General features: G+C 73.3%; 24 protein-coding genes. 6 read left to right on the plus strand and 18 right to left on the minus strand.

Annotation, left to right across the window (positions count from 1 at the left end; translation table 11 throughout):
• Positions 1-3: 3 nt before the first annotated feature.
• Genes HNQ79_RS25425 through HNQ79_RS25455 form a run of 7 tightly spaced genes read right to left on the minus strand, consistent with a single transcriptional unit; the run spans position 4 to position 8,300 of the window.
• Complete coding sequence (locus HNQ79_RS25425) at positions 4-693, minus strand: YveK family protein (protein WP_185034923.1); 690 nt, start codon at positions 691-693, stop codon at positions 4-6.
• Positions 690-1,820: a glycosyltransferase gene (locus tag HNQ79_RS25430; RefSeq protein ID WP_185034925.1), complete on the minus strand. Its 1,131-nt coding sequence runs from the start codon at positions 1,818-1,820 to the stop codon at positions 690-692. Before HNQ79_RS25430 ends, HNQ79_RS25425 begins: the two co-directional genes overlap by 4 nt.
• On the minus strand, positions 1,817-2,629 hold the full coding sequence (locus HNQ79_RS25435; protein ID WP_185034927.1) for a polysaccharide deacetylase family protein: 813 nt from the start codon (positions 2,627-2,629) through the stop codon (positions 1,817-1,819). The genes HNQ79_RS25430 and HNQ79_RS25435 overlap by 4 nt, the downstream gene beginning before the upstream one ends.
• On the minus strand, positions 2,619-4,313 hold the full coding sequence (locus tag HNQ79_RS25440; protein WP_185034929.1) for a lipid II flippase MurJ: 1,695 nt from the start codon (positions 4,311-4,313) through the stop codon (positions 2,619-2,621). Before HNQ79_RS25440 ends, HNQ79_RS25435 begins: the two co-directional genes overlap by 11 nt.
• Positions 4,310-5,737 (minus strand): O-antigen ligase family protein, encoded by a 1,428-nt coding sequence (locus HNQ79_RS25445; protein WP_185034931.1) that lies wholly within the window; start codon positions 5,735-5,737, stop codon positions 4,310-4,312. Before HNQ79_RS25445 ends, HNQ79_RS25440 begins: the two co-directional genes overlap by 4 nt.
• 2 nt (positions 5,738-5,739) lie before the next feature.
• Complete coding sequence (locus tag HNQ79_RS25450) at positions 5,740-7,203, minus strand: sugar transferase (RefSeq protein WP_185034933.1); 1,464 nt, start codon at positions 7,201-7,203, stop codon at positions 5,740-5,742.
• On the minus strand, positions 7,203-8,300 hold the full coding sequence (locus HNQ79_RS25455) for a glycosyltransferase family 4 protein (RefSeq protein ID WP_185035038.1): 1,098 nt from the start codon (positions 8,298-8,300) through the stop codon (positions 7,203-7,205). The genes HNQ79_RS25450 and HNQ79_RS25455 overlap by 1 nt, the downstream gene beginning before the upstream one ends.
• Before the next feature lie 744 nt (positions 8,301-9,044).
• On the opposite strand from HNQ79_RS25455, the gene HNQ79_RS25460 reads away from it, so the two are divergent.
• From HNQ79_RS25460 to HNQ79_RS25480, 5 genes are all read left to right on the plus strand, one after another.
• The gene (locus tag HNQ79_RS25460; protein WP_185034935.1) at positions 9,045-10,310 is read left to right on the plus strand and encodes an FAD-dependent monooxygenase; all 1,266 of its coding nucleotides are present in this window, start codon (positions 9,045-9,047) and stop codon (positions 10,308-10,310) included.
• A gap of 332 nt (positions 10,311-10,642) precedes the next feature.
• The gene (locus tag HNQ79_RS25465) at positions 10,643-11,071 is read left to right on the plus strand and encodes an STAS domain-containing protein (RefSeq protein WP_185034937.1); all 429 of its coding nucleotides are present in this window, start codon (positions 10,643-10,645) and stop codon (positions 11,069-11,071) included.
• A gap of 32 nt (positions 11,072-11,103) precedes the next feature.
• The gene (locus HNQ79_RS25470; protein ID WP_185034939.1) at positions 11,104-11,760 is read left to right on the plus strand and encodes a response regulator transcription factor; all 657 of its coding nucleotides are present in this window, start codon (positions 11,104-11,106) and stop codon (positions 11,758-11,760) included.
• On the plus strand, positions 11,757-13,076 hold the full coding sequence (locus HNQ79_RS25475) for a PAS domain-containing sensor histidine kinase (RefSeq protein ID WP_221508131.1): 1,320 nt from the start codon (positions 11,757-11,759) through the stop codon (positions 13,074-13,076). Before HNQ79_RS25470 ends, HNQ79_RS25475 begins: the two co-directional genes overlap by 4 nt.
• Positions 13,073-13,492: a response regulator gene (locus HNQ79_RS25480; protein ID WP_185034941.1), complete on the plus strand. Its 420-nt coding sequence runs from the start codon at positions 13,073-13,075 to the stop codon at positions 13,490-13,492. The genes HNQ79_RS25475 and HNQ79_RS25480 overlap by 4 nt, the downstream gene beginning before the upstream one ends.
• Before the next feature lie 167 nt (positions 13,493-13,659).
• On the opposite strand, the gene HNQ79_RS25485 is transcribed toward HNQ79_RS25480, so the two are convergent.
• From HNQ79_RS25485 to HNQ79_RS25520, 8 genes are all read right to left on the minus strand, one after another.
• Positions 13,660-14,400 carry an SGNH/GDSL hydrolase family protein gene (locus HNQ79_RS25485; RefSeq protein ID WP_185034943.1) on the minus strand — a complete coding sequence of 247 codons (741 nt, stop codon included), beginning with the start codon at positions 14,398-14,400 and terminating at the stop codon, positions 13,660-13,662.
• A gap of 214 nt (positions 14,401-14,614) precedes the next feature.
• Positions 14,615-15,238, minus strand: a complete 624-nt coding sequence (locus tag HNQ79_RS25490) for a class F sortase (protein ID WP_185034945.1) — start codon at positions 15,236-15,238, stop codon at positions 14,615-14,617.
• 124 nt (positions 15,239-15,362) lie between these two features.
• On the minus strand, positions 15,363-15,800 hold the full coding sequence (locus HNQ79_RS25495) for a GVDTG sorting domain-containing protein (RefSeq protein ID WP_185034947.1): 438 nt from the start codon (positions 15,798-15,800) through the stop codon (positions 15,363-15,365).
• 404 nt (positions 15,801-16,204) lie between these two features.
• Positions 16,205-16,873 carry a hypothetical protein gene (locus tag HNQ79_RS25500; protein WP_185034949.1) on the minus strand — a complete coding sequence of 223 codons (669 nt, stop codon included), beginning with the start codon at positions 16,871-16,873 and terminating at the stop codon, positions 16,205-16,207.
• The gene (locus HNQ79_RS25505; RefSeq protein WP_185035041.1) at positions 16,870-18,324 is read right to left on the minus strand and encodes an ATP-binding protein; all 1,455 of its coding nucleotides are present in this window, start codon (positions 18,322-18,324) and stop codon (positions 16,870-16,872) included. The genes HNQ79_RS25500 and HNQ79_RS25505 overlap by 4 nt, the downstream gene beginning before the upstream one ends.
• A gap of 227 nt (positions 18,325-18,551) precedes the next feature.
• Complete coding sequence (locus tag HNQ79_RS25510; RefSeq protein WP_185034951.1) at positions 18,552-19,235, minus strand: response regulator; 684 nt, start codon at positions 19,233-19,235, stop codon at positions 18,552-18,554.
• Positions 19,236-19,254: 19 nt separating this feature from the next.
• The gene (gene murJ, locus HNQ79_RS25515) at positions 19,255-20,934 is read right to left on the minus strand and encodes a murein biosynthesis integral membrane protein MurJ (RefSeq protein ID WP_185034952.1); all 1,680 of its coding nucleotides are present in this window, start codon (positions 20,932-20,934) and stop codon (positions 19,255-19,257) included.
• Between the two features lie 113 nt (positions 20,935-21,047).
• On the minus strand, positions 21,048-22,247 hold the full coding sequence (locus HNQ79_RS25520; protein WP_373312547.1) for a lipid II:glycine glycyltransferase FemX: 1,200 nt from the start codon (positions 22,245-22,247) through the stop codon (positions 21,048-21,050).
• Between the two features lie 172 nt (positions 22,248-22,419).
• Between HNQ79_RS25520 and HNQ79_RS25525 the strand changes: the two genes are divergently transcribed.
• Positions 22,420-23,679 (plus strand): L,D-transpeptidase, encoded by a 1,260-nt coding sequence (locus HNQ79_RS25525; RefSeq protein ID WP_185034954.1) that lies wholly within the window; start codon positions 22,420-22,422, stop codon positions 23,677-23,679.
• A 108-nt stretch (positions 23,680-23,787) separates the two neighbouring features.
• Here HNQ79_RS25525 and HNQ79_RS25530 read toward each other — a convergent pair whose 3' ends face one another.
• The 3 genes from HNQ79_RS25530 to HNQ79_RS25540 form a co-directional block, all read right to left on the minus strand.
• A complete protein-coding gene (locus HNQ79_RS25530) occupies positions 23,788-23,958 on the minus strand; it encodes a hypothetical protein (RefSeq protein WP_185034956.1) in 171 nt (56 codons plus the stop codon).
• Positions 23,959-24,114: 156 nt separating this feature from the next.
• Positions 24,115-24,309: an antitoxin gene (locus HNQ79_RS25535; RefSeq protein WP_185034958.1), complete on the minus strand. Its 195-nt coding sequence runs from the start codon at positions 24,307-24,309 to the stop codon at positions 24,115-24,117.
• Positions 24,310-24,401: 92 nt separating this feature from the next.
• Positions 24,402-25,832 (minus strand): GntT/GntP/DsdX family permease, encoded by a 1,431-nt coding sequence (locus HNQ79_RS25540; RefSeq protein WP_185034960.1) that lies wholly within the window; start codon positions 25,830-25,832, stop codon positions 24,402-24,404.

Here is a 25,832-nt window from a genome sequence, read left to right on the forward strand (position 1 = left end):
CCGTCACACCCTCTCCCGCTCGGCGCCGACGCGGTCGGTCGAGTGCGCGGGCGCCGGCAAGGGGGTGGGGGCGGCCGGCTCCCCGGGGCGCCGTGGCCGTACGAGGAGGACGAGCCCGCCGAGGAGGCCGCCGGCGCAGGCGCCCACGGCCGAGGTGAGCGGCACGGGCTGGGAGGAGGAGGCGATCGGGGGCACCGCCCGGGAGAAGTCGACCAGCTTGACGCCGGTGTTCTGCGTCATCCCGTTGCTCTTGGTGAGCAGGGCGTCCGCCACGGCGTTGGCGATGTCGGCGGCCTGCGTGGGGGTGTGGGAAGTGCCGGTGATCGCGATCATCGGCGAGTCGGGCGAGGTCTCCGTCTGCACCTGGGCACGCAGGGTCGCCGCCGGGACGCCGGCGGTCACGCTCGCGTACGTGAGGGTGGAGTCGCCGGAGGTGATCCGCCCGTACGCCTGCGCGTAGCCGAGGGCGGCGTCGGGCGGGGTGCCCTTGGCGGGAGCCGCGATGACGTATCCGGTGGACCGGTACTCCGGTTCCTGGAGCATCCCGTAGGTGCCGGCGCACAGTGCGCCGAGGACGGCGCAGGCGGGGACGGGCCACCAGGCGGGCAGGGACGGCAGCGGCGGCACGGACCGCGCCGTGAGGCGGCGGAGCCGTCCCGGGGCGGGCTTCGGCTGCTCGGGCTTCTCGGTCATGGGCGTGCTCTCTCGGTCGAAGGGGCAAGGGCGCGGGCGTAGACGTCCATGAGACGGGCGGCGCTGCGCGCGATGTCGTAATGACTCACTGCGGGGGGCGGGGGCAGCCGTCGCGTGCCGGCTTCCCGCCGGGCGCGCAGTGCGGCCGTCAGTTCGGCCGCCCCGCCGGTGAGGCGCCGGGCGTGCGGGGCGTGGTCCGCGGGGAGGTCCTCGATCGCCGGGCAGGTCCGGTACAGGACGGGCAGTCCGGCGGCCAGTGCCTCCACGACGGCGAGTCCGAAGGCCTCTTCGCGGGAGGTGGAGACGAAGAGGTCCATGGCGCCGAGCAGCGCCGGGATGCCGGGGGCCGCGGCGCCCGGCGTGCAGTCGCGCTCGCCGAGCAGGTGGATCCGGTCCGCGGCCTCGAGCCGGGCCGCCAGCGCGCGCAGCGGTTCCCGTTCGGGGCCCTCTCCTGCCAGCAGCAGGCGTGCGCCGGGCAGCGCGGCCACCGCGCGCACCAGGACGTCGAAGCGTTTGCCCGGCACGAGGCGGCCCACCCCGCCGACCACGAAGGCGTCCTCGGGGATGCCGAGGGTCGTGCGGGTGGTCCGGCGGCTCGCGCTGTCGTGGCGGAAGAGGGCGGCGTCGATCCCGTTGGGTACCACGTGGATGCGTGCGGAGGGGACGCCCCAGTCGCGCAGGCGTGCGGAGACCGTCCCGGAGACGGCGACGGTCGCGGAACCGAGGCGTTCGGTGGACAGGTACAGCGCGCGGGTGCCGCGGCTCAGCGGTCGTCCCTCGATCTCGGCGCGGCCCAGGGAGTGTTCGGTGGCGACGCAGGCCCGGACGCCCGCCAGCCGTGCGGCGATCCGCCCGTACACGCAGGCGCGGTAGAGGTGGGTGTGGACGAGGTCGTACGAGCCGTGGCGGATCAGCCGGACCAGCCGGGGCAGCGCCGCGAGGTCGCGGTTGCCGTGCATGCCCAGGTGGGTGACGCGCACGCCGTCCGCCCGCAGTCCGTCGGCGACCGCCCCCGGGTTGGTCAGCGTCACGACGTCGCAGCGGGCCGGGAGGTGGCGCAGCATCAGCCGCAGCTGCTGTTCGGCGCCGCCGACGCCGAGGCCGGTGATGATGTGCAGTGCCTTCATCGTCCGCCGCCGACCGGGAGGGGGCGCGGGGCGGCGGCGCGCTCGGGGGGTGTGAGGCTGCCGCGGCGGGGGCGCAGGCGTTTGGCCCAGAGGTGTGCGGCACGGTCGGCCTGGCTGATGTGCGTGCGGGGCAGGGCGTAGGGACCGGTCAGCGGGCCGGGGTCGATGGCGCAGCCGTACGTGTAGCCCGCGTCGCGCACCGCGTCGGCCACGCGCTGGTCGAAGGTGCCGTACGGGTAGCAGAACCCCTGGGGGGGCTCGCCGGTGACGCGGCGGATCAGGGCGCGGCTGCTGCGCGTCTCCAGGCGCAGCTCTTCGTCGGTCGCGCGGGTCAGGTCGCGGTGGACCAGCCCGTGCGAGCCGATCTCCATCCCTGCCTCGGCGGCCTCCCTGATGCCGCTTTCCGTCAGCAGGGGTCTGCGCGGGCCGAGGGGGTCCCATTCGTTGGTGCCGCCGGGGCGGCCGGGCAGGACGAAGACGGTCGCGGTGCAGCCGTGCCGGCGCAGGGCGGGCAGGGCCGCGTCCAGGAAGTCGGCGTAGCCGTCGTCGAAGGTCAGTCCGACCAGTCCGCGGTCGCGGCCGGCCGCGCGGGCCCGCAGCAGGGCGCCGACGCCGACGCCGGTCAGTCCCCGGCGGCGCAGCCAGCGCAGGTGGTGGTCGAGGCGGTCGGCGGCGACGGTGATGCCGTACGGGTCGTCCCTCGGGTCCGCGACGGAGTGGTACATCAGGATCCACGGGGGCGCGGCCGTCGGTGCGGGGGGACAGGTCCTGGTGGGGCGGGGGCCCCGGGCAGTCGGGTCAGCGGTCATGGCAGAACCTCTGTCGGGTGAGTGCCAGCAGGTGGAGGACTTCGGGGGCTCTGACCGCCAGCCCCGTGAGCACGAAGGTGACGGGGACGAGGACGCAGCCGGCGCAGAGACTCAGCAGTGGGCCGGCCGGCAGGGGGGCGGCCGCCCAGCCCGCGGTGGCGGCCGCCGCGGCGGCGACGATCAGTCTGCCGAGCGCGAGGCTGACCCCGCGTACGTCGACGGGCAGTACGCGGGAGCCGAGGCCGGCCAGCAGGAGCAGAGCGGTGGTGGTGATGCCCACGGCGTTGGCCGCGGCGATCCCGTAGACCCCCCAGGGGCCCACGGTGACCGCGCCCGCCGCGATCGTCACGGCGAGCCCGGCGCCCATCGAGGCGGCGGGGTACCAGGTGGGCCGGGCCGAGGAGAAGAACGGGCGGCCCAGCGCCCCCACCAAACAGTGCCCGAGGAGGCCGAGCGCGTACAGCCGCATCACCGTAGCGGTGGCGGCGGTGTCCTGGGCGTCGAACGCGCCGCGCTGGAAAAGGACTTCGATGATCTGCGGGGCGTAGCCGAGGACCATGGCGGTGCCGAGCAGGACGATGGCCCCCGCCACGCCCAGGTCCCGTTCGACGCGGCGGCGTGCGCGCTCCAGGTCGCCCTCGGCCATGGCCTGGGCGAGGGCGGGGAAGGTCACGGTGCAGATCATCAGCGACAGCACCATCGGCATCTGGGCGACCTTCTGCGCGTAGTTGAGGTGGGAGATGGCGCCCGCGGGCAGCCCGGAGGCGAAGAAGCGCTCGACCAGGACCTGGGACTGCCGGCTGAGCGTGAAGGCTATGACGGGCAGCAGGAGGGCGATGCCCAGGTGCCGGATGGTCGCGGCGCGGGGCGTTCCGGGCGGCCGGCGGGTGCGTCGGCCCGGTCGGCGCGGCCCCACCAGCCGTACGAATCCGGGCAGTTGGACGAGGACCATGAGCAGACTGCCGAGGGCCACTCCGGCGGCCGCGGCGCGCACTCCCCACATGCTGTGCAGGGCGAGCATGGTGGCGATGACGCCGAGGTTGTACGCGACGTACACTCCGGCCGGCGCGAGGAACCTGCCGTGGGCGCGCAGCCCCGCACTGCAGTAGCCGGTGAGGGCGAAGGTGAGCACGGTGATCGAGGTCAGACGGGTGCAGTCGACGGCCAGTCGGGGGTCCTCGAAGCCGGGGGCGAGCACCCGCACGACCCAGGGCGCTCCGAGCATCAGCAGCCCCGCCAGGCAGGCCAGCAGGCCGAAGAGGCGCGGGCAGGTGGCGGTGACCAGCGCCCGGACGGGGTCCGGCTCGGAGCCGTCCGGGGCGGCGGCGGCACGTCGCAGGAGGGCGTGGCTGAAGGCGGGGATCAGCAGCAGCGCCATCGCGTCCTCGATCAGCAGGGTCGCGGCCATCTCGGGCACGGTCCAGGCGATGAGGAAGGCGTCGCTCTCCAGCCCCGCACCGAACAGGTGCGCGATGGTCTGGTCGCGCACCAGGCCGAGCAGCGAACCGGCCGCGGTGAGTGCGGCGGTGACCCACGCGGCGCGGACGAGCAGACGCCCGAGCCGGGGCGGTTCGCTCTTGCCGGGGGTTGCGGCACTGCCGGTCGCACTGTCGGTCGCCACGGGCGGGACGGCGGCGGGATCCACCTCCTCGGCCGGGTCCGTTCCGGTCCTGAGTTCGCTCATGTCGCTGCCCGCGCTTCCGCTTCGACCGGCGCGCCCGGGACCCGGGCCGACGGGCAGGCGGGGGCGGGGGATGCCGCGTGCCGCGGTCCCGCCAGCGCCCACCAGGCGGCCAGGCCGAAGACGATGCCGGTGAGGACGGTCGAGGGGCCGCCGATGTCGGCGTACAGAAAGTCGACGGTCTGCCACAGGGCCAGTCCGACGGCCACCAGTCCGCAGTCGGCGGCGGCCACGGTCCGCCTCCCGGCGGGCAGCAGTCGGCGTACGCCGCCCACGAGCACCGCCGCCCAGCTGCCGACGAAGGCGGTGACGCCGATCAGCCCCTGCTCGCTGAGGACGAGCAGATACATGTTGTGCGGGGACAGCAGGGGCTGCTTCTCGAAGGAGCGGCCGGCGCCCGCGGTGTCGCTGCCCGAGGACAGGCCGATCGAGGCGTGCGCGTCGCGGTGTGCGGGGAACCCCTTGAGTCCGACCCCGGCGGCGGGCTGTTCGCGCCACATGCTCGTCGCGGCGGCCCACATGGTGTACCGGTCGTTGACGGACCGGTCGGGGGTGTCGGTCACCTGCGTGATGCTGGTGAGCCGTTGCGAGATCATCTCGGATCCGACGCCGAACCCCACGACCAGGACCACCGAGGCGGGCACCAGGACCGCGAGGGTGCGCATCGCCAGGCGCCGGCCGGCCAGCAGGAGCAGGGTGGCGCCGGCGATCACCGTGGCGATCCAGGCTCCCCGGCTGAAGGACAGCGCCAGGGGTACGACGAGACCCATCGCGGCGACGAGCGCTGCGGGCCGCAGCCAGCCGGGGGCGTGGCGCGGCGTGCGCAGGGCGAGTGCCGCCGCGGCGAGCAGGCCGTAGGCGACGACGGTGGCCATGCCCATCACGTCGGTGGGCCCGAAGGTACCCACCGCGCGGATGTCCTCGCCCATGTAGGACGCGCCCGTGCCGGTGACGTACTGGTGGACGCCGACGACGCCCTGCACGAGCGCGAGTACGACGAGGCAGCCGGTGACGACCCGGAAGCCCCAGGCGTCGCGGATCAGCAGGACCACGGCCAGCGGCACCAGGACGAACACCTGGAGGTAGCGGACGAAGCCGGTCAGGCTCAGCGCGGGGTCGGCCGAGGTGACGGTGGCGATCGCGCAGCCCACCGCGGGGGCGCCGAAGACGAACACGGCGACCGGTGCCAACGGTTTCGTCCTGCGGCGCAGTACGCCGACCAGGGCGCAGAGCACCACGGCGCCCGATGCGGCGTCGGCCGGGGTGACACGCGCCGGGCCGCCGGCCCCGGCGCCGTGCACGGGGGCGGCCAGCAGCAGCACGGTCGCGAGGACCGGCAGCAGCGGCCACCAGCGCGCCGTCGCCTCCCGGACACGGACGGCCGCGGCCGGTGGCGGTGCGGGAACGGCGGTCCCATGGGCGTGCATGCTCAGCTGCCTCCGAACCGGAACAAGGAGGCGGCGGTGCGCACGAGGATGCACATGTCCTGCCACAGCGACCAGGTCTCGATGTAGTGGTTGTCGAACCGGGCGCGGTCCTCGATCGATGTGTCGCCGCGGAGCCCGTTGACCTGGGCGAGGCCGGTGATGCCGACGGGCACGCGGTGGCGTGCCCGGTAGCCGGGGTAGGTCTGGCCGAACTGGGTGACGAAATAGGGCCGTTCGGGCCGGGGGCCGACCATGCTCATGTCGCCGCGCAGCACGTTCCACAGCTGTGGCAGCTCGTCGAGCGAGGAGCGTCGCAGCAGGCTGCCCACCGGACTCATCCGGCGGTCGAGAGCAACGCTCCAGCGGGTGGCCGACTCGTGCGCGTCGGCCGGCCGCAGGGTGCGGAACTTGAGGAGGACGAACGGCCGCCCGTGCAGTCCGACGCGTTCTTGACGGAACAGGACGCCCGGCCCGTCGGAGAGCCGGACGGCGAGCGCGCAGACTGCGAGCACGGGCGCGGCGAGGACCAGGAAGACAGCTGCCAGTACGACGTCCAGGGTTCGCTTGGCCTTCAGCGCGACCGTCTTCCGCGGCACCGCCATGGGGCGCACGGCGAACCCCCACAGATGGTCGGCGCCCGCCGACGCGCCCGGCCCCGCGGAGTCCGCGGCTGGGCCCTCGACGGCCCAGAGTCGGCAGCCGAGTCCGGTCAGCAGCGCGGCCAGTGCCTGCGGGTCCACCTCGCCCTCGTGCGGCCGGAGGAAGACGGCGTGCCGCACGTCGGCCTGCACGACCGCCCGGCTGACGTCCTCCGCCGTGGCGAGCACGGGCAGGGTGCGCAGGTCCGCCGACGGTTTCTCGGGCGTACCGACCCGGCCCACCGGCCGCATGCCGTACTCGGCTCGCTCGTACAGGGCGGCGGTGAGGCGCTCGGCGGCGGGTCCGCCGCCGACGACGAGCGTCGACTGGGGGTTTCGGGCGGCGCGCCGGCGGTTCAGCCGGTAGGCCCCGGCCCGGCCCCCGCACACCAGCAGGGCCTGGAGGGCCGCCGCCGCGCATACCGCCGACCACCCTCCGGGCTCGGAGCCGTACGCGGCGAGCGCCTCGGTGGTGACGCACCACTGGAGCAGGGCGAGACCGCAGAGCGCGGGCAGTTCGGCGAGCGCGGCCGGGGAGAGCCGCGGACGGTACAGGCCGCAGTGGGCGAGCAGCAGCAGCTGTACGCACACCAGCGGGACGATCGGCCACCAGGGCCGGGCGATGCCCGGCGACAGCAGCAGGGCCGCCGAGAGAGCGATCGCGTCGCTGGTGAGCAGGGTTGCGAGGTGCCTGTTCCCGCGGGCCGCGTTTCCGGCGGGGGCGGCGGGCCGGCGCCGTGGGGATCTGCGGGGCGCGTGCAGCAGCGTCGAGCTGAGGACGGCCTCGCGGGGGGACGCCTGCGGCGCGGGCGCGCTCTCTGTCGTCATTACGGGGTGCACTCCCTCGTTGCGGGCCGGGACGGGCCGAGGACTTCCTGGTAGAGGTCGAGGACTGCCGCAGCGGTGGTGCGTACGTCGTGTGCGGCGCGGGCGTGGCTCCGGGCCCGCCGTCCCAGGGCCTCCCGCAGGGCGGGGTCGGACAGGAGTGCGGTGAGTGCGCTCCGCAGCGCCGCGGGCTCCTGCGGCGGTACGAGGCAGTGGGCGCCGTCGCCGGGAGGCAGGCTCTCCCGGGCGCCGCTGACGTCGCTCACCACGACGGGGGTGCCGCAGGCCATGGCTTCGAGGGGGGCCAGGGCCATGCCCTCCCAGCGCGAGGGGAGGACGACGACGTCGGCCGCGCGCAGCCAGGGCCGGGTGTCGGCGACCGCTCCGGTGAACAGCACCCCGGGCGGGGCGAGGTGACGCAACCGCTCCCCCTCGGGGCCGTCGCCCACCAGAACGAGCCGTGCGCCCGGAACCGCCCGGACAACCCCGGGCCAGGCCCGCAGCAGGACGTCCTGCCCCTTCTGCCGGCACAGCCGGCCCACGCAGACGACCAGCGGGGCGCCGGCCGGCAGCCCGTCGAGCGGCGGCACGTGCGCGCGCGCCCCGGTGCGGTCGGGCGCACTGTCGGCGCCGAACCGGTCGAGGTCGATGCCATTGCGGATCACCGACCAGCGGGCGGCGATCCCCGCTTCCTCCCCGGCGCGCCGTTCGGCTTCGCTGACGCACAGGATCCTGGTGCTCCAGCGGGCCGCGTGGCGCTCCCAGGTACGGGCCAGGCCGGCGGGGCGTCCCTCCATCGCGTCGAACGACCAGGCGTGCGGCTGGAAGACGGTCGGGATCCGGCCCCGTACCGCGAGCCGGCCGGCCAGCCCGGCCTTGGCACTGTGCGCGTGCAGGACGTCGGTCCCGCTCAGCCGGATCAGCCGGGCGGCGGTCGCCACCTCGGAGGCGAGTGCGGGGCCGGGGGCGCGGCCGGCGGACCAGGGGAGCACTTCCGCCCCGGCCTCGGCCGCCTGTCCGGCGAGGGGCCCGCCGGGCGGGCAGGCCACCAGCGCGCGCACCCCTCTGCCGACCTGGGATCTGACGAGGTCGACGACCATCCGGGCGACTCCGCCGTCCACCGGCTGCACCAGGTGAAGAACCGTCAGCGGCCGCTTCCCGGCACGGCTCTGCCTCACGGGTGGCTCCCTTCGTGCGTGGAAGTTGATCGGGCTGGGGCGCGGACATCGGAACGGGCGGCCTCGCCGCCGAGGGACCCGGTGCACTCCCCTTGGAACGGGTGCGTGCGCGGCGTCCGCGGGTATGCACCGCGCGTCGGGCCCGGGCGTTCCGGGGAGGGGCGGGAGGGGTTCTCCGCTCGCGTGGGGGCCGCGGTCGGCACGGGACCGCTACGGCGCCGGCCGCGGTGCGGGGAGAAATGCCCGGCGGTACCAGGTACCGGCCCGGACCGGGCGAACCGCATTCATATGACGAATGGAACGGACCGGATCGGCGTTTCCCCAGTGCCCGACGAAGCAGCGCTCATCGACTTCTGCACGCGTCGCACTCCGCATTCCGTAGGACAAAAGGAGGAGTGCACATTCTCAGACGGCCGATACAAGCCACAGCAGGCGCGCGTGCGCACACAGTCGAAATTCTCCTTACACCCATTCGGCGGGGCGCCCGGACGGCCGGGCGAACAGCCCCGGACGGCCGAGGAGTCAGGACTTTTAACGCTCGATCAGTCCCTTTGCGTACACCGTCCATGACACCTCACCCGAAAGAGCGCACCTACCACGGAAGACACACCGACGTTGTTACCCTTCGATTTCATCTCATCACTCAGAGTCACCAAAGGAGTGCGTGTGCGGTTCGCGTGCGTCGGCGGAGGGCCCGCCAGCCTGTACTTCGCGATCCTGATGAAGCGTCAGGATCCGGCCCATGAGGTCACCGTCTACGAACGCAACCCGGCCGGCGCCACCTACGGCTGGGGCGTGACCTACTGGGAAGGACTGCTCGACCAGCTCCGCGACTGCGATCCGGAGAGCGCCGAGAGCATCCGGGCCGCGTCGGTGCGCTGGCACGGCGGCATCGCGCACGTCGGGGAGCGCACCACCGCCCACGACGGCGACTCCGGGTACGGCATCAGCCGCCACCGCATGCTGGCGGTCCTCGCCGCGCGCGCCACCTCGCTCGGCGTACGCGTCGCCCACGAACACCCCTGGCCGTCCCACGGCCCGCTTCCCGACGCCGATCTCGTCGTCGCGGGCGACGGCGTCCACAGCGCACTGCGCGAACGTTTCGCCCGGCACTTCCGCCCCACGACCGTCGCGGGCCGCAACACCTATCTCTGGCTCGGCACCACCAGACGGTTCGACGCGTTCACCTTCAGCTTCGTGGAGACACCGCACGGCTGGATCTGGTGCTACGCCTACGGGTACGACGAGAACCGCAGCACCTTCATCGTGGAGTGCTCGCCGGAGACCCGCCGGGGCCTGGGACTCGACGCGACGGACGAGGCGGGAACACTGGCGGTCCTGACCCGGCTCTTCGCCCGGCCGCTGCAGGGGCACCCCCTCATCGGCCCGGCGGGCTCCGACGGGCAGGCACGCTGGCAGACCTTCCGGACCCTGACCAACGAGCGGTGGCACCAGGACAACGTCGTCCTCCTCGGCGACGCCGCCCACACCACCCACTACTCGATCGGTGCGGGAACCACACTCGCCATCGAGGACGCCCGGGCACTCGCCGCCGCACTGCGCGACGAACCCGCCACCGCCACCGCTCTGCGGCGCTACGAACAGCAACGCAAAGCAGCGCTGCTCACCGCCCAGAGCGCGGCGCACTACAGCGCCCAGTGGTACGAGAACCTGCCCCGCTACCTCCGGTTGCCGCCCGCACACATGTTCGCCCTGCTCGGCCAGCGCCACTCCCCCCTCCTGCCCCACCTGCCGCCCCAGCTCTACTACCGCCTCAACCGCGCCACGGATCATCTCCCGGCCCTCCGCACCCTGAAGCGCCGCCTCGCACCGCACCTCGCACGCCTCACGCACACCCCCGACCGACGGCCGGACGAGCCGCGCACGCTGCCGGATCCGCCCAAGGTCGGCGCCGCTCCGCCCCGCCGGTGATCCGACGTCGCCGTCCTCGCCGGGTCGCCCGCGGGGCCCCACCAGGTCACCCGGGACGGGCGCACCCACGCCCCTCCTGCGACGCCCGGCAAGGCGCCGTCGTCCGTCGGACGAGCCGGTCGAGCCCCCGCGGCGCCCTTCGTTGCCATCCTCCGTGAGGGCGGGTTGACTTCCCGCCACTAGTGCATATTCACTAGTGCGCAACTGATGCCCTCGCACTATGAGGTAGCAATGGCACACCTGACAAAGAGAGGCCCGTCCACGGGAAGGGCGCACGGATCCGTGCCGCGCCTGCACGCGTCGCACGCGAACCCGGAGAAGGGCGGGACGCCATGACCGTTCGCCCGTTCACGTCACATGCCGCCGTTCACTCGGGCGTCGCCCGCGTGACTCTCGCCGGCGAACTCGACCTGGACACCGCCTTCCACGTCCGGGACACGGTGGCGGCCTGCCTGGTGAAGCAGCCGACGGAGGTCCGGCTCGATCTGACCGGCGTCTCGTTCTGCGACTGCTCCGGCCTGAACGCGTTGCTCGCGGTACGGAGTTCCGCTCTGCGGGCGGGCGTCGGCCTGCGCGTCGAAGGGATCGGAACACAGCCGGCCCGGCTGCTCGCCCTGATCGGGGCCGACGGCCTCTTCGCCGAGCGGGCGTCCTCCGCGACGGCGGTGCCCGCTCCGTGCGCCGCGGAGGCCGACACCCGTCGCCCCGATGCGGCCATGGCCGTCGCCGAAAAAGCTCCGTTGCGGGGCCTTCTGGCATGATCGTGCAGTCCGCCACCTGCAAGGATGCACAGATGCCTTCACCCTCCCCGCACAGTCGTCCGGTCCGAGTCCTGTTGGTGGAGGACCACGACATGGTGGCGGAGGCCATCTGCCTCGCCCTGGAACGCTCGCCCGGTCTTCGGATCGTGGGCCGTGCGGCGTCGGTGGCGTCGGCACTGGCCGACGCGCGGCGGACAGAACCCGATGTCGTACTGATGGACCGGCGTCTGCCCGACGGTGACGGGGTCGCCGCCATCGCCGACCTGCTGGCACTCGTGCCGAACGTGCGCGTACTGGTCCTGGCGGGCGAGGGAAGCGGGTCGGTCGCCGCGCGCGTCGCGGAGGCGGGCGGAGCCGGTCTGATTCTGAAGGCCCGCGGGCTGAGCGAACTGGAGGACGCCGTCCGCCGGGTGGCCCAGGGCGAGCTGGTGTTCAGTCAGGATCTGCTCGGCGACGTGCTGGGCCGGCTGGCAGGCAGGACATCGGGTCTCGGTGCGAACCTGACGCCGCGGGAGCGCGAGGCCCTCGCCCTCCTCGGGCAGGGCCGTACCACCGCGGAGATCAGCGAACAGTTGGGAGTCGCCCTCAACACCGGGCGCAACCACGTCCAGCGGGTACTGGAGAAGCTGGGAGCGCGCTCCCAGCTGGAGGCCGTGACCATCGCACGACGGGAGGGGCTCCTCGCGTGACGCAGGCACCCCGGCAGCAGAAGCAGACGCGCAAACAGGCCGCTCCGATGTCGGAGGCCGCGTTCACCCTGCTCGTCCAAGGCGTCCTGGACTACGGCATCTTCATGCTCGACCCGCAGGGGCACATCATCAGCTGGAACGCGGGTGCGGAGCGGATCAAGGGGTACAGCGCCGAGGACATCCTCGGTCAGCACTTCTCGGTCTTCTACCCGCCCGAGGACCAGGCGTCGGGCAAGCCGCAGTGGGAGCTGGAGACCGCCGTGGCCGACGGCAGACTGGAGGACGAGGGCTGGCGGGTACGCCAGGACGGCTCCCGGTTCTGGGCCAACGTGGTCATCACCGCGCTGTGGGACGAGAAGGGCGTACTCCAGGGGTTCGGGAAGGTCACGCGTGACATGTCCGAACGCCGGGCGGCACAGCACGCCCTGCACGAGCGGCGGCGGCTGTTCGATCACCTGGTCCAGGCACAGGAGACGGAACGGCGCCGCATCGCCTGGGACGTGCACGACGATTCCATCCAGGCCATGGTCGCCGTCGGAATGCGACTGGAGTTGCTGGCGGATCGGGTGCCGGAGACGTACTCCGCGGAACTCCGGCGGCTGGACGCGTCGGTGCGCGAGGCGATCGGCCGGCTGCGCAGCCTGACCTTCCGGCTGCATCCGCCGGGGATCGACAGGCACGGTCTGGCCGACGGGCTGTCGAGTCACCTGGAGGACGTCGTGCGCTCCTCCTGGGGGATGCCCTACTCCTTCGAGCACCGGCTGGACCGTGAACCCACGCCCGAGACGGCCGTCACCATCTTCCGTATCGTCCAGGAAGCGCTGTTGAACGTACACAAGCACGCGCGTGCGAGCAGAGTCGACCTCCGGGTCCAGTCCGCGGACGGCGGCATCGTGACGCGCGTCGTGGACGACGGAACCGGCGCCCCGATGTCCCAGGACGTCGGCCGCGATCATTTCGGCGTCATCGAGATGCGGGAGAGGGCCGAGACGGCGGGCGGCTGGTGGTCGATACACAGCCGGCCCGGCAACGGCACGACCGTCGAGTTCTGGGTGCCGAACCCGCTGCCCCTTTCGGAGGAGGAGTCCGCCGGGACGGGAATTCCCGCCAAGGAGCTGTACGGGACGGGGTTTTCGGCGGCAGGGCACTCAGCGACCGAGTCTTCGCCGACCGGGCCCTGCCCGACCGCGCCCACGCCGACAGGGACGTGTGCGGCGGGAACGTCTGCGCCGGAGCCTTCCGCGACGAAGCCCTCCGGGACGGGGCTTTCCGCGAGCGGGCCGTCCGTCCCGGAGCTGGAGGACGACGCCTCATGACCGCGGTACCACCGGACGCCTCCCCCCACTCCCCCGACGCCGCCCGCCCACCGTTCAGTGTGCTCCTCTGCGACGACAACGCACTGCTCCTGGACACCCTGCGCGAGGTCGTGCAGGCCCAGCCCGACCTGGAGGTCACGGGCACCGCGCGCAACGGCGAGCAAGCGCTGCAGCTCGCACGCCGCCACCGACCGGACCTCGTGATCCTGGACGTCCGTTTCCCGGGCGGCGGCCCCGCCCTCGCCGCGGACTTGGCACACTGGTCGCCGACCACCCGCATCGTGGCGTTCTCGGCGTACGACGACAAGGCCTCCATCGAGCAGATGAAGAACGCGGGCGTCTTCGCGTACGTACTGAAGGGCGCGAGCAATCGGGAACTCCTCGCGGCGCTGCGCCGGGCGGCACGATCCCGCTGAGTCCTGCTCGGCGGATCGAGCCCACGGCAAAGGTGTGACGGCGGTGCGGCCGGCGGACGAGGTGCGCGCGGTGGTGGGCGCGTTCGGTGCGCGCGCCGTGCTCCGTCGCGCCGACCGTACGAGGCGGACGCGGGGTCCGGACGTGACGCCGGTCCGCGGCGGCGGGGTCAGGGCAGGTCGAGCCGCTGGGCCACCCGTTGGCAGAGGGCCTCGTGCCCGGCGTCGTTGGGGTGATAGCCGTCCGTGGTGTAACCGCCGAAGGCCGGCCGGCCCGTCGGCAGGCGGTGGGGCGCGTGGTCGTAGAGGTCGGCACAGGGGATGTGGAGCCCGCCGTTCTCCGCGCAGCACTCGCCGATGATCTCGTCCCAGGAGTCCACCCGGGAGACCGGCTGCGCGGAGCCGTTCCCGGTCCAGGTGAGCGCACGGTCCCCCCACACGCCGAGGACGACGACGACCGCGTCGGGGTTGCCCGCGGCCACCGCGGTGAAGAGGGCCCGGGCGGCGGCACGGGTGTCGGCCGGGGAGTAGACGTAGGTGCCGTTGCGCCGCGCCAGGCAGTCGTTGCTGCCGAGACCGACGACGACCAGGTCGCACCCGAAGGGGACGGTGTCCACGGTCGCCAGACATGTCACGCCCTGCGCGTCCCGGGAGGTCGCGCCGTTGACGCGGGTGACCGTCCAGGACTTCGCCAGCCGCGCCTGCAACAGGGCGGTCCACGGCCGTTCCTGGCTGGAGGCGAAGCTGCCGCGGCCGGTGATGCTGTCGCCGACGACTCCGTACGTGAGCGGTCGGCCCGGCGGCACCAGGGCGGGCGTGCGCGAGGCGGGAGCGCCCGCGGCGGCCGGGAGGACTGTGGCGGAGGCGGTGAGGGCAGCGGCGGTGAGCAGCCCACGGCGGTCGAGGATCATCGGACGGTCCCCGCGGGGCGGCGGGCTCCGGCGGTCCCGGTACGGCCAAGCAGCCACGCGTGAGGAAGACCTGACAAGGCATTGCCCTTCGGGACGGGAAGCGGAGCAGGAAGCGGAATCGCCTTCCTCCACGTTCCCCGCGTCCACGATCCGGCCAATCAGCTCCTCAGCCGTACGGGTGGGGCAATTGCGCCGAATCGCCGTGTCCCGTGCGTCAGGTACGGCCGGTGAGGTGGGCGAAGACGACGACGTTGCCCAGGTAGCGCCGGGTCTTCTTGTCGTAGCCGCCGCCGCAGGTGATCAGCCGTAGCTGCGGTGTGTCCGAAGGGCCGTAGACCTTCGTGTCGGGGAAGGCGTCGGCCGGGTACAGCTCGACGGCGTCCACGGTGAACACGGCGGTGACGCCGTCCGTACGCGGGACGCGGACGGTGTCGCCCTTCGCCAGCGACCCCAGGCCGTAGAAGACCGCCGGGCCCTGGGCGGTGTCGACGTGCCCGGCCAGCACGGAGGTACCGACGGCGCCGGGAGGCGTGCCGTCCTGGTACCAGCCCGCGAGGTTCTGGTCGGCGTCCGGGGGCGAGGCGAGCCGCCCGTCCTCGTCCAGGGTGAGGCCGATGAGCGGGGCGTCGACGTTCAGCCGCGGGATCACGACACGCGACGGGGCGACGGAGGGGAGCGGGCGCACGGCGGGGGCGGGGGCCGCACGTCGCGTTCCGGCGTCGAAGGCCTGGGCGGCACCCGGTTGGGGTGGTGGCGCCGCGGGGCCCCCGTCGCTGAGCGCGGTCAGGCCCCAGTAGGCGAGGACGAGCGCCAGCGCGGTACGGGCGGCTCGGTCCACTCGCTGTCGGAAACCGGGCGGAGAGTCCACGCGAGTCCTGCTCTCGTACGAGGCGGCGGGAAACGGTCCGGCCGGTGCACGCCTCGGGAGCGGGCACCGGCCGGGGCCGGGAGCAGTACCGGGGTCAGCCCTGGCCGTGGTTGCGGCGGCGGGCCATCAGCAGCACGCCTGCCGCGAGGGCTCCGGCCACGCCGACGCCGAGGGCGACCTCGGTGCCGCTGTTGTCGCTGGTGGTGCCGACACCGGTGTGCATGGCACCCCTGGGGTGCTTCTCCGCGGGCCGGGTCGGGTTCATGACCGTGTCGCCGCAGATGCGCTGGGCTTCGGAGGCCAGCATGTTCGCGTTCTGCTCGGCCTCGTCGACCTGCTGCTTCAGCGACTTGTCACCGGCTTCGTACTGCTTCTTGACCGCTTCGTAGTCGTCCTCGGCCGCCAGCGCCTGGGACTGGGCGGTTTCACAGCTGGAGGGGGCCGCCTGCGCGGCGTGCGCGGTGAGGGGGGCCGTGAGGAGAAGGGCTGTGCCGGCCAGGGCGGTGCCGGTGGCTATCGTCAGCGAACGCACGGAAATGACCTCCAAGGAACCCGGGGCGGCACCTGTGCACCGCGGCGGGGGAACGGGCTCACCCCGAGCAAAAGGGCCACGGGCCGAACCTGCATCCCGAAGACCCGTCGGTGGGCGGCGCTCAGAGGAGCGGCGCCCGGTGGCACCGTCAAGAACGCGCTGGTCGTCACGGTTTCCGTAGCCGCAGGCGCCCCGTTCATCCTCCCCACGGCCCATGCCGAACGAGTGAGGCACGGGGCCCGGTCCGGCTCCGTCCCGCCCCGGCGACGCGTCCCGGCGCCACTCGGCCCACGCGTCGGGCACGATCAGGGCTTTGACGCGAACGTCGACAGCCCTTGGCGTCGCCGCCGGCGCGCTCCGCTGCCGCGCGATCGGTAACCGACGGGGCGGGAACCTGGGGGCGACTACTGGGGCCGGTCGCCCGGTACTGTGCGGCCGTCGGTTCCGGCCGGGGCGGGGGCGTTGCCCGGCTGTGGGTCCACGTCGCAGGTTCCGGAGGTGGTCGCGCCGTCCCTGCCCGTCAGGCGCACCGGGACTCGGCCGTCGCGGTCCTTGCTGTAGGCGGCCGTGCAGATCAGCTGGCGTACCGCCGTGGCGTCCAGTCCGGCGACGGCGAGGGGCAGGTCGAGCACGACGCCGCCGGATCCAGAACCGCTTCCGGAAGCGCTCGCGGAGGTGCCGACGGAGAAGCGGACCCGGACCGTTCCGTCCGGCACCCTGGGCAGCGCGGTGTCGAGCCCCGCGGCTCTGTCCGCCGGCCCGGGGCCGTGGAGCAGTGCGGAGATCACCTTCTCGGTGGTGGGGGGCCGGACCGTCCCGCCGCCCTCCTGGTATCCGCCGCCGAATTCGCCCGTGGCAGCGACGGGCGTGAGCTGCCGGGTCACGGGGGCCAGGTCGCCGTGCGGCAGCCGGAAGAACAGCAGCGCTCCGTAGGCCTCGGAGACGAAGTTCTGCACATGGGCCGGACCGCCCGCCTCGATGACGTCGCTCTCCGGGATGCCGCAGCCGCTGAGCAGCAGCGCGGCCACCGGCCCGGCGGCCAGCGACCGCCGGTGTACCCGCCCCTGGCTCACGCGCCGTCCTCATTCCTGTGCAGCGGTATCTCGACGGTGAAGACGGCACCTCCCCCTGGCCGGTTCCCGGCGCGGACCGTCCCCGCGTGCAGTCCGACGTTCTCCCGGGTGATCGCCAGCCCGAGTCCGCTGCCCGCCGAGCGGGTACGGGCCGCGTCGGCCTTGTAGAAGCGGTCGAAGATGTGCGGGAGCACGTCCGGCCGGATGCCGGGGCCGTTGTCGGCGACCTCGGTGATCAGCACGGCTTCGCCGTCGGAGCGCGTCCCCGTGCTCAGCCGTACGGTGACGGGCGCGGCGCCGTGCCGCAGTGCGTTGCCGACGAGGTTGGCGACGACGATGTCGAAGCGGCGCGGGTCGAGCCGTACCCGGATGCCGTCCGGGAGTTCGGCGCGCACCCGGTCGTCCGTCCAGTGCCGGTTGCCGAGTGTCTTGCGGATGGCTTCGGCGGCGTCGAGTTCGTCGGTGTTCAGCTCGGCCGCGTGGGCGTCGAAGCGGGAGATCTCGATCAGGTCCTCCACCAGGACGGCGAGCTTTCCGGTCTCCGCGCTGATCAGCCTGACCGCGCGGGCGGTGTCGGGGTCCAGTTGGTCCGCGTCCTCGTCGAGGACTTCGGTGACGGCGAGCATGCCGGCGAGCGGGGTGCGCAGCTCGTGCGAGACGTCGGACGCGAAACGCCGGGCGCGTGCCTCGGCCCGGCGCAGCTCCTCGACGGAGTGTTCCAGGCTGCCGGCGGTCTCGTTGAAGGTGTGGGCGAGGTCGGCCAGTTCGTCGGTGCCGCGCACCGGAATGCGGGTGTCGAGCCTGCCGCTGCCCATGCTGTGGGCGGCCCGGCGCAGTTCCCGTACCGGGCGCAGCACACTGCGGGCGGCCAGCAGGCCGGGCAGCAGCGCGACGGCGAGTCCGGGCACGGCGCCGTTGCGGGCGGCGGTCAGCAGCGCGTCGACGTTGGTCTGCTCGTCGTTCATCCGCATGACGGCGTACAGGATCAGCCCGGTGGGCAGCGTGCTCTGCGGGCCGGTCCTGAAGACCGTGGGCATGGCGATGGTCAGATACGGGACACCGTCCTTGACGACGCGCTCGAAGCTGCCGCGGGGGTTGGCCTGCGCGGCCCGGCGCAGCTGCGGGGTGATGACGGTCGAGACGGGGCTGGTGCCCGAGGAGACGCGGATGGTGCCGTACTCGGCGAAGACGACCCACGGGCGCGGTTTGCCCTTGCGGGCGATGTCGCGCAGGATCTCCTCCGTGCCCTCGGCCCGTACGGGCAGCGCGAAGCTGGTCTGCCGGACGTGTTCGCGGAACGTGGCGACGGCCGTGTCCTGCGCGGTGTGCAGCAGGGCGTTGCGGGCCTCCCGGTAGGTCAGTGCGGACGTGGTGCCGGCGCTGACGGCGGCGACGAGCAGGAACGCCAGGACAAGGCGGGTACGCAGGCCGAACGCCGTCGTACGGCGCACCGGACGCCGTCCCCGGGCGCCGGGACGTTCGTCCCCGGCACGCCGTGCGCCGTCGCCGGACGGGGTGTGGGTGTCACCGCACGGGGTGTGGGTGTCACCGGCCGGGGCGTGGTGGGGCCGGCCGTGCGCGTCGGCGGAACCGTGGTGGGCGCCGGGCGCCGGCGGTGCGACAGAGACGTTCTCCGTACCGTCGTCGGGTCCGCCGGGGCGCTTGCGTCCGAGGAGGTTCACAGCGGTCCGAAGCGGTAGCCGAAGCCGCGCAGGGTCTGGACGTAACGGGGGGAGCCGGAGTCCTCCTCGATCTTGTTGCGCAGGCGGCGGACGCACGCGTCGACCAGGCGGGCGTCGGCGTGGTAGCTGTGCTCCCACACGTGCTCCAGCAGTTGCTGGCGGCTGAAGACCTGGTCGGGAGCCGCGGAGAGGTGGAGCAGCAGCTTCAGTTCGGAGGGCGCCAGGGCAAGGCGCCGGCCCGCCTTGGTGACGGTCAGGCCCGCCCGGTCGATGGTGAGGTCGCCGTGGACCTCGGTGGTCTGCCGTCCCGGGCCGGTGTGCTCGATGCGGCGCAGCACGGCGCGGATGCGGGCCTCGATCACGTCGGGGCGGGCGGGCTTCACGATGTAGTCGTCGGCGCCGGCCTCCAGACCCACGATCATGTCGAAGTCGTCGCCGCGGGCGGTCAGCATGATGATGGGCAGCTGGCTGTCCTCGCGGACGCGCCGGCACACCTGTACGCCGTTCATGCCGGGCAGCATCAGATCCAGCAGCAGCAGGTCGGGGCGGAACTCCGCCAGGGCGGCCAGTCCGTCCTCGCCGGTGGCGGCCGCCCGGACCTCGTGGCCGCGGCGGCGCAGACCGAGTTGCACGCCCTCCCGCACGGCGGGGTCGTCCTCGATGAGCAGTACGCGAGGCATCAGAAAACTCCCGGGGTGGTCAGCGCCTGGCCAGTCGGCGGCGGGCGCCGGCGAGCAGCGCGTTCAGTTCGGTCAGCCGCAGCGGGCGGGCGAGCAGCAGGAAGGTGAGCACGATGGCGGCGGCTCCGGCGGCCGCCGCGGCCGGAGCCCCGGCCCGTGCGGCCCCGGTCGCGGCGAGGTGGCCCAGTGCGGCGGCGGGGACGGCGGCGAGCATCAGCCGTACGTGGGCCGAGACGGGCGAGGACCGCCACGGCCGGGGCACGGCCAGCCGACGGCTCAGCACCAGGCCGGTGACCGCCCACCCCGCGAACAGGGCCAGCGAGTACGCCGCCGCCATGCCGGTGACCGCCCAGCGGGCCGGCAGCAACTGGGACGCGGCCACGGCCAGGCCCGCGTTGAGGGCGACGATCACCAGGTTCAGCAGGAAGGGCGTACGGGTGTCGCCGAGGGCGTAGAAGGTGCGGGAGAGCACGTACTGGCCCGACATGGCGACAAGGCCGGGCGCGAACGCCATCAGGATGCCGGCCATGGCGGCGGTGTCGGCCGCGCTGGTACGGCCGTGGCCGAAGACGAGGGCCATCACCGGGTGGGCGAGGGCGACCAGTACGCAGGCGGCCGGAACGACCGCGGCGGCCGAGGCGCGCAGGGCGTGCGAGACGTCCCGTCGCAGGGCGGCGGTGTCCGCGTCGGCGGCCGCCGCGCTCATCCGGGGCAGCAGGGCCGTCACCAGGGAGACTGTGATGATGCCATGCGGTACGACCCACAAGACATGGGCATTGTTGTACGCGCCGTAGCCGGGGCCGCCTTCGAGGCCTGCGGTGGTGGCCAGCCGGGTGGTGACCCAATAGGCGGCCTGGTTGGCGAGGACCAGCAGCACCAGCCAGCCCGCCGCGCGCAGGGGGCGGGTCAGTCCACTGCCCCGCCAGCCGAAGCGCGGACGCCAGCGGAAGCGGGCCGCGCGCAGTGCCGGGAGGAGGGCGAGTGCCTGCGCCGCGATGCCTGCGGTGGTGCCCCATCCCAGCAGCGCGGTCTCGCCCGCGGTGAGCCTGGCCCCGCCGCCCAGGGCCAGGGCCAGGTACAGGCCGAAGACGCCGATGACGACGACGTTGTTGAGGACCGGGGCCCACATCATGGCGCCGAACCGGCCGCGTGCGTTGAGCACCTGCCCGAGCAGGGTGAACAGTCCGAGGAAGAAGATCTGCGGCAGGCAGTAGCGGGCGAGGGCGGTCGTCATCTCGGCCTGGGCGCCGCTGTAATCGGTGTAGGCGTCGACGAACGCGGGGGCCGCCCACACGGCGGTACCGGTGATCGCGAGCAGGGCGAGTACGCAGACGGTGAGGAGCCGGTCGGTGTAGGCGGCGCCGCCGTCGGCGTGCTCCTTGGCGGCCCGGACCAGTTCGGGCACGAAGACGGCGTTCAGCGCGCCGCCGAGGAGCAGCATGTAGACGATGGTGGGCAGTGCGTTGCCGACCGCGTAGCCGTCGGCGGTCGTCCCGATGGTGCCGATGGCCGCGGCGACCACCGCGGACCGTACGAAGCCGGTGCCCCGGGACACCAGGGAACCGGCGGCCATGACGACGCTGCTGCGCGCCGTGGAGGTCCGGGGAGCGGCTCCGGGTGTGCAAGCCGCTCCGGCCGGGTCGGCCGACCGGGCCCGCGGCAGCGCGTTGGCCGTGCAGACGGTTTGGTCCTGGGGCATCGCTGCGCCCGTGGAAACCGCTGCCGGGGCGTTGCCCGGATCGGCTCCGGGCGGGGTCTCCGTACCCGGGACCGCGCCCGGTGGCGTCGTGCCGGTCCTCGTCGCCTGCGGCCTCACCGGCGGTTCAGGTACGCCTGGAAGGCGCGGTAGAGCGTCTGGTTGGCGCTGCCGCCCACGGCCTTCTCCCATTCCCCGAGCGTTTCGACGACCTGCCCGCCCGTGCCGAGTTTCCACCGCAACAGTCCGTACGCACGTTCGCCGGGGTCAAGAGTGGAGGGTACCCCGCGCATGTCGTAGACGTCAGCTCCCCGTGCGTGGGCGTCGAGGAGCATGTGCCACTGCAGGGCGTTGGAGGGCCGCACCTCGCGTCGGTGGTCGGCGGAGGCGCCGGTCTGGTACCAGGCCCTGCGGCCCACCGTGATCATGGTGTGGGCGGCGAGCACCTCGCCCCGGTGGCGCGCCAGGTAGAGCTTCATCCGGCCCGGCTCCTCCGCGTTGAGCGCCGCGTACTGGCGTTCGTAGTAGGCGAGCGAGCGGCCGAGGCGGAACCCGTCGCGCTCCTCGGTGATGCGCAGCAGCCGGTAGAACTCGGGCAGGTCGGCCGCGCTGCCGACGACCACCTCCACGCCCTCCTTGCGGGCCCGCCGGACGTTGCGCCGCCACTCCTGGTTGAGGCCGGACCACAGGTCCTCGCCGGTGCGCCCGGCGAGCGGCACCTGGAAGACGTGGCGCGGCTGGGCGTCGCCGTCGTGCCCCGGACCGTCGTCGCCGCAGCGGCGCCAGCCCCGGGCGCGCAGTCGTTCGGCCACCGCGGTGCCGAGCGGGTCGACCTCGCTGGCGAGGACGTCGCCGAGGCGCCTGCCCGGACTGCTGAGCGGCTTCAGCAGGGCCGCGTCCCAGCGCCGGTGGGCCGGTGAGGGGCCGATGCGCACGGCGAACGCGCCCGCGCGGCGCAGGTGTTCCAGCATCGGGTCGAGCCAGCTGTCGATGTCCGGCTCCGCCCAGTCGGCGACGGGCCCTTCGGGCAGGTACGCGAAGTACTTGCGGGTGCCGGGGAGTTGCCGCAGCAGCACCAGGGCCACGCCGGTCAGCCGGCCCGCCTGCGGGTCGGGGCCCCAGCCGAGCAGCTGGGCACGCCAGCCCTCTTTGACGTCGGCCCAGGACGGCCACTGGAGGAACGCGGCGCCGAGCGCCGCACCCCGGCCGGAGGCGAGGAAGGCACGGTAGGCGTCGGCGCTGACGCAGCCGAGGCGCAGGACCGGGCGGTCGCCCTCGTCGTGCGGGAACGGGGGCGGAACGAGCAGTGCTGACACGGTGGCGGCCTCTCCATCTCCCCGGCCTGTCCCGGGGTCGCACGAGATGCTCACAGCCGTGCGTGACCGCCCCGCGCGACGAATGTGACCGGACCATGACCGTTCCTCACCAGCCGCCGTCACATTGGTCCGACACCGCTGACCTGGGCTTCTGCGGTTCTACAGTCGCCGTATGCGCGGTCGGCCGCCTCTGGCCGGCCGACGCTCCCTTCCCGTTTCGGAGGTCCTGTTGAACCGTTCACGTGCCCGCGTCCGCCCCTCGGTGCGTCTCGCCGCCGCGGCTCTGCTCGTACCGCTGGTGGCCGCCTGCTCCTCGAACGCCGCTCCGTCCGTCGCGCCGGGCAGCGACACGGCCGGGAAGAACGAGGACCGCCCCCTGCACGTGACGGTTGCGCCCACGGGCCGGCAGGCCGCCGCCGGGAAACCGGTGACGGTCACCGCGGCGGGCGGGCGGCTCACCGCGGTGACCGTCACCGACGCCAAGGGCCGCGAACTGACCGGCGAGGTCTCCGCCGACGGCCGTACGTGGGTCTCCGCACGCAAGGCCGCACCCGGCACGGCGTACACGGTCACGGCGGCGACCCGCACTCCGGGAGGCACCGCAGGGACGAGCCGTTCCTCCTTCGCCACCGCCCCGGCGGACGCGGTCAACAAGGTCGACTGGCGGCCGGGCGCGGGCAGCACCGTCGGCGTGGCCCAGCCGGTCTCGCTGGTCTTCGACCGTCCCGTCCGGAACCGGGCCGAGGTGGAACGGCAGTTGAAGGTCACCACCTCGCACCCGACCGAGGGTTCCTGGGGGTGGATGCGCGACTGGTCGGGCAAGGACCGGGTGGACTGGCGGCCCAAGCAGTACTGGAAGCCCGGCACCAAGGTCACCGTGAACGCCGAGCTGAACGGCACGGATTCGGGTGCCGGCGGCTGGTTCGTCCGCGACTACACCACCGGTTTCACCGTCGGCGCCCGGCAGGTCGTCGAGGTGGACCTCGACCGCCACCACCTCACGCTGCTGCGCGACGGGCAGAGCGTGCGGCGCATCCCGGTCTCCGGCGGCACCCCCGGCGGCGAGAAGCGTTCCTGGCGCGGGACCGCCGTCCTCATGTCGAAGGAGGGCACCATCAACATGAACTCCGAGACGGTCGGCCTGCGCGACGCCTACGACAAGATGGTCGACTACTCGATGCGCCTCACCTGGTCGGGCATGTACGCGCACGCCGCCCCGTGGAACGCCGCCAACTTCGGCAGGGCCAACCGCAGTTCGGGCTGCATAGGGATGAGCGACGCCGATGCGGCCTGGTTCTACGGCCAGGTGCGGCCGGGGGACCCCTTCGAGATCACCGGCAAGGACACCAAGGGCGTCGTCGCCCCGGGCAACGGCTTCGGCCAGTGGAACCTGTCGTGGGCCGACTGGCAGCGGCTGAGCGCCCTGCGCTGAGGGCGCCGCGCCGCGCCGGGGTTCGGGGATGCGGTGGCGTGCCGTGCGCCACGCCTCCCCGGCGAACGGGGTGCCGTGCCCGGCCCCTTCCCCGGGGCGGGGCGGCGGTCAGTGCGCCACGGGTCTCGTGCCGCGGGCGTGCAGGGCGCTCCAGTCGAGTGCCGACTCGGCCTCGCGGGCGGCCTCGTCCGCTGCGTGGCGCGCGGCCGCGGCCACGTCGCCGTGTTCGGCCACCAGGGCGTGGTAGATCGGCTCGGTACTGGATATCGGGGATGGCATGGTGCTGGAGTCCTTCGCGCTCGCCGCCGCGTGGGCGGAGTGGATGACCGGTAACAGGGTGTCAGCCCTCGAAACTACAGTGCGGCCGTCCGTGCCGCTCGCGCGGACGTCCGGGGCCCCGGCACAGTGCCGGGGCCCCGGACGTCCGGAGGGGGATCAGTGTTCCGGTGTGCCGGAACCGCCGTAGGAACGCCGGGCCGCGTCGGCGGCCTTGTCGGTCTGGGCGTCGTACTTGTCGTTCGTACGCTCGTCGGCCAGCCGCTCGGCGCCCGCGACCCCCTTGTCGGCCTGGTCGGGGTGGCCCTTGGCCATCTCCTTGGCCTTGTCGGCCATGTCTCCCAGCTTGCCCATGACTACCTCCTGCGAAGAGCACGTGCGTCGTACTGCACCGCAGGTACCCGACGAGCCCGCTCCTACGCAGCCAAATTTCGTCCGACCATCCGTCAGAGCACCAGGGACAGCAGCAGGACGAATGCGCCGGCGACCACCGAGATGATGGTCTCCATGACCGACCATGTCTTGATGGTCTGGCCGACGTCCATGCCGAAGTACTCCTTGACCAGCCAGAAGCCCGCGTCGTTGACATGGCTGAAGAAGAGCGAGCCGGCGCCGATCGCGAGGACGAGCAGGGCCGCGTGCGTGGTCGACATGTCTGCCGCCAGCGGTGCGACCAGGCCGGCGGCGGAGACCGTCGCGACGGTGGCCGAGCCGGTGGCCAGCCGGATGACGACGGCGATCAGCCAGGCGAGCAGGAGGGCGGGGATCGCCCAGTCCTCGGATATCTGCAGCACCATCCTGCCGACACCGGAGTCGATGAGGGTCTGCTTGAAGCCGCCGCCCGCGCCGACGATCAACAGGATGCCGGCGATCGGGGCGAGCGACTTGTCGACGGTCGCGGTGATCCTGCCCTTGGAGAACCCGGCGGCGCGCCCCAGCGTGAACATGCCGACGACGACGGCGGCGAGCAGGGCGATCAGCGGCGAGCCGACCACGTCGAAGACGCGCTGCACGGTGTGTTCGGGGTCGTCGAGGACGATGTCCACGAGGGCCTTCGCCAGCATCAGGACGACGGGGAGCAGCACGGTGGCCAGGGTCGCGCCGAAGCCGGGGAGGCGGGGAGCACCCTCGCCGGGCTCGCCGGTGGCCGCGTCCAGTTCCTCGGACGGGCGGCGCGGGATCATCTTCTCGGGCACCGGGACGTCCACCCAGCGGGCCGCGACCTTGGAGAACAGCGGGCCGGCGATGATCACGGTCGGGATCGCGACAAGCACGCCGAGGGCGAGGGTCACGCCCAGGTTGGCGTCGACCGCGTCAATGGCGACGAGCGGGCCGGGGTGCGGCGGGATCAGGCCGTGCATGACGGAGAGACCGGCGAGGGCGGGGATGCCGATGCGCATGAGGGAGTAGTTGCCGCGCTTGGCGACCATCAGCACGACCGGGATCAGCAGCACGATGCCGACCTCGAAGAACAGCGGCAGTCCGATGACGCTGGCGATCAGCACCATCGCCCAGGGCATGGACCTCCCGCCCGTCCGGGCGAGGATGGTGTCGACGATCTGGTCGGCGCCCCCGGAGTCGGCGAGGAGCTTGCCGAGGATCGCACCGAGCGCGATCAGCACGCCGACGCCCGCGACCGTCGATCCGAGTCCGGCGGTGAAGCTGGTGATGACCTTGTCCAGCGGTGCGCCCGCGAAGGCTCCGAGCGCCAGCGATCCGATGGTCAGGGCCAGGAACGCGTGCACCTTGAACTTCGTGATGAGCAGGACGATGACGGCGATGCCCGCGAGGACGGCGATCCCGAGCTGGGCGTGGCCCGCCGAGGTGATCGGCTCCACGGCGTCCGCTGCCAGCGTCTCGACGTTGAGACTAGTCAC

It is taken from the genome of Streptomyces candidus, from assembly GCF_014207445.1.
GTDB lineage: Bacteria > Actinomycetota > Actinomycetes > Streptomycetales > Streptomycetaceae > Streptomyces > Streptomyces candidus.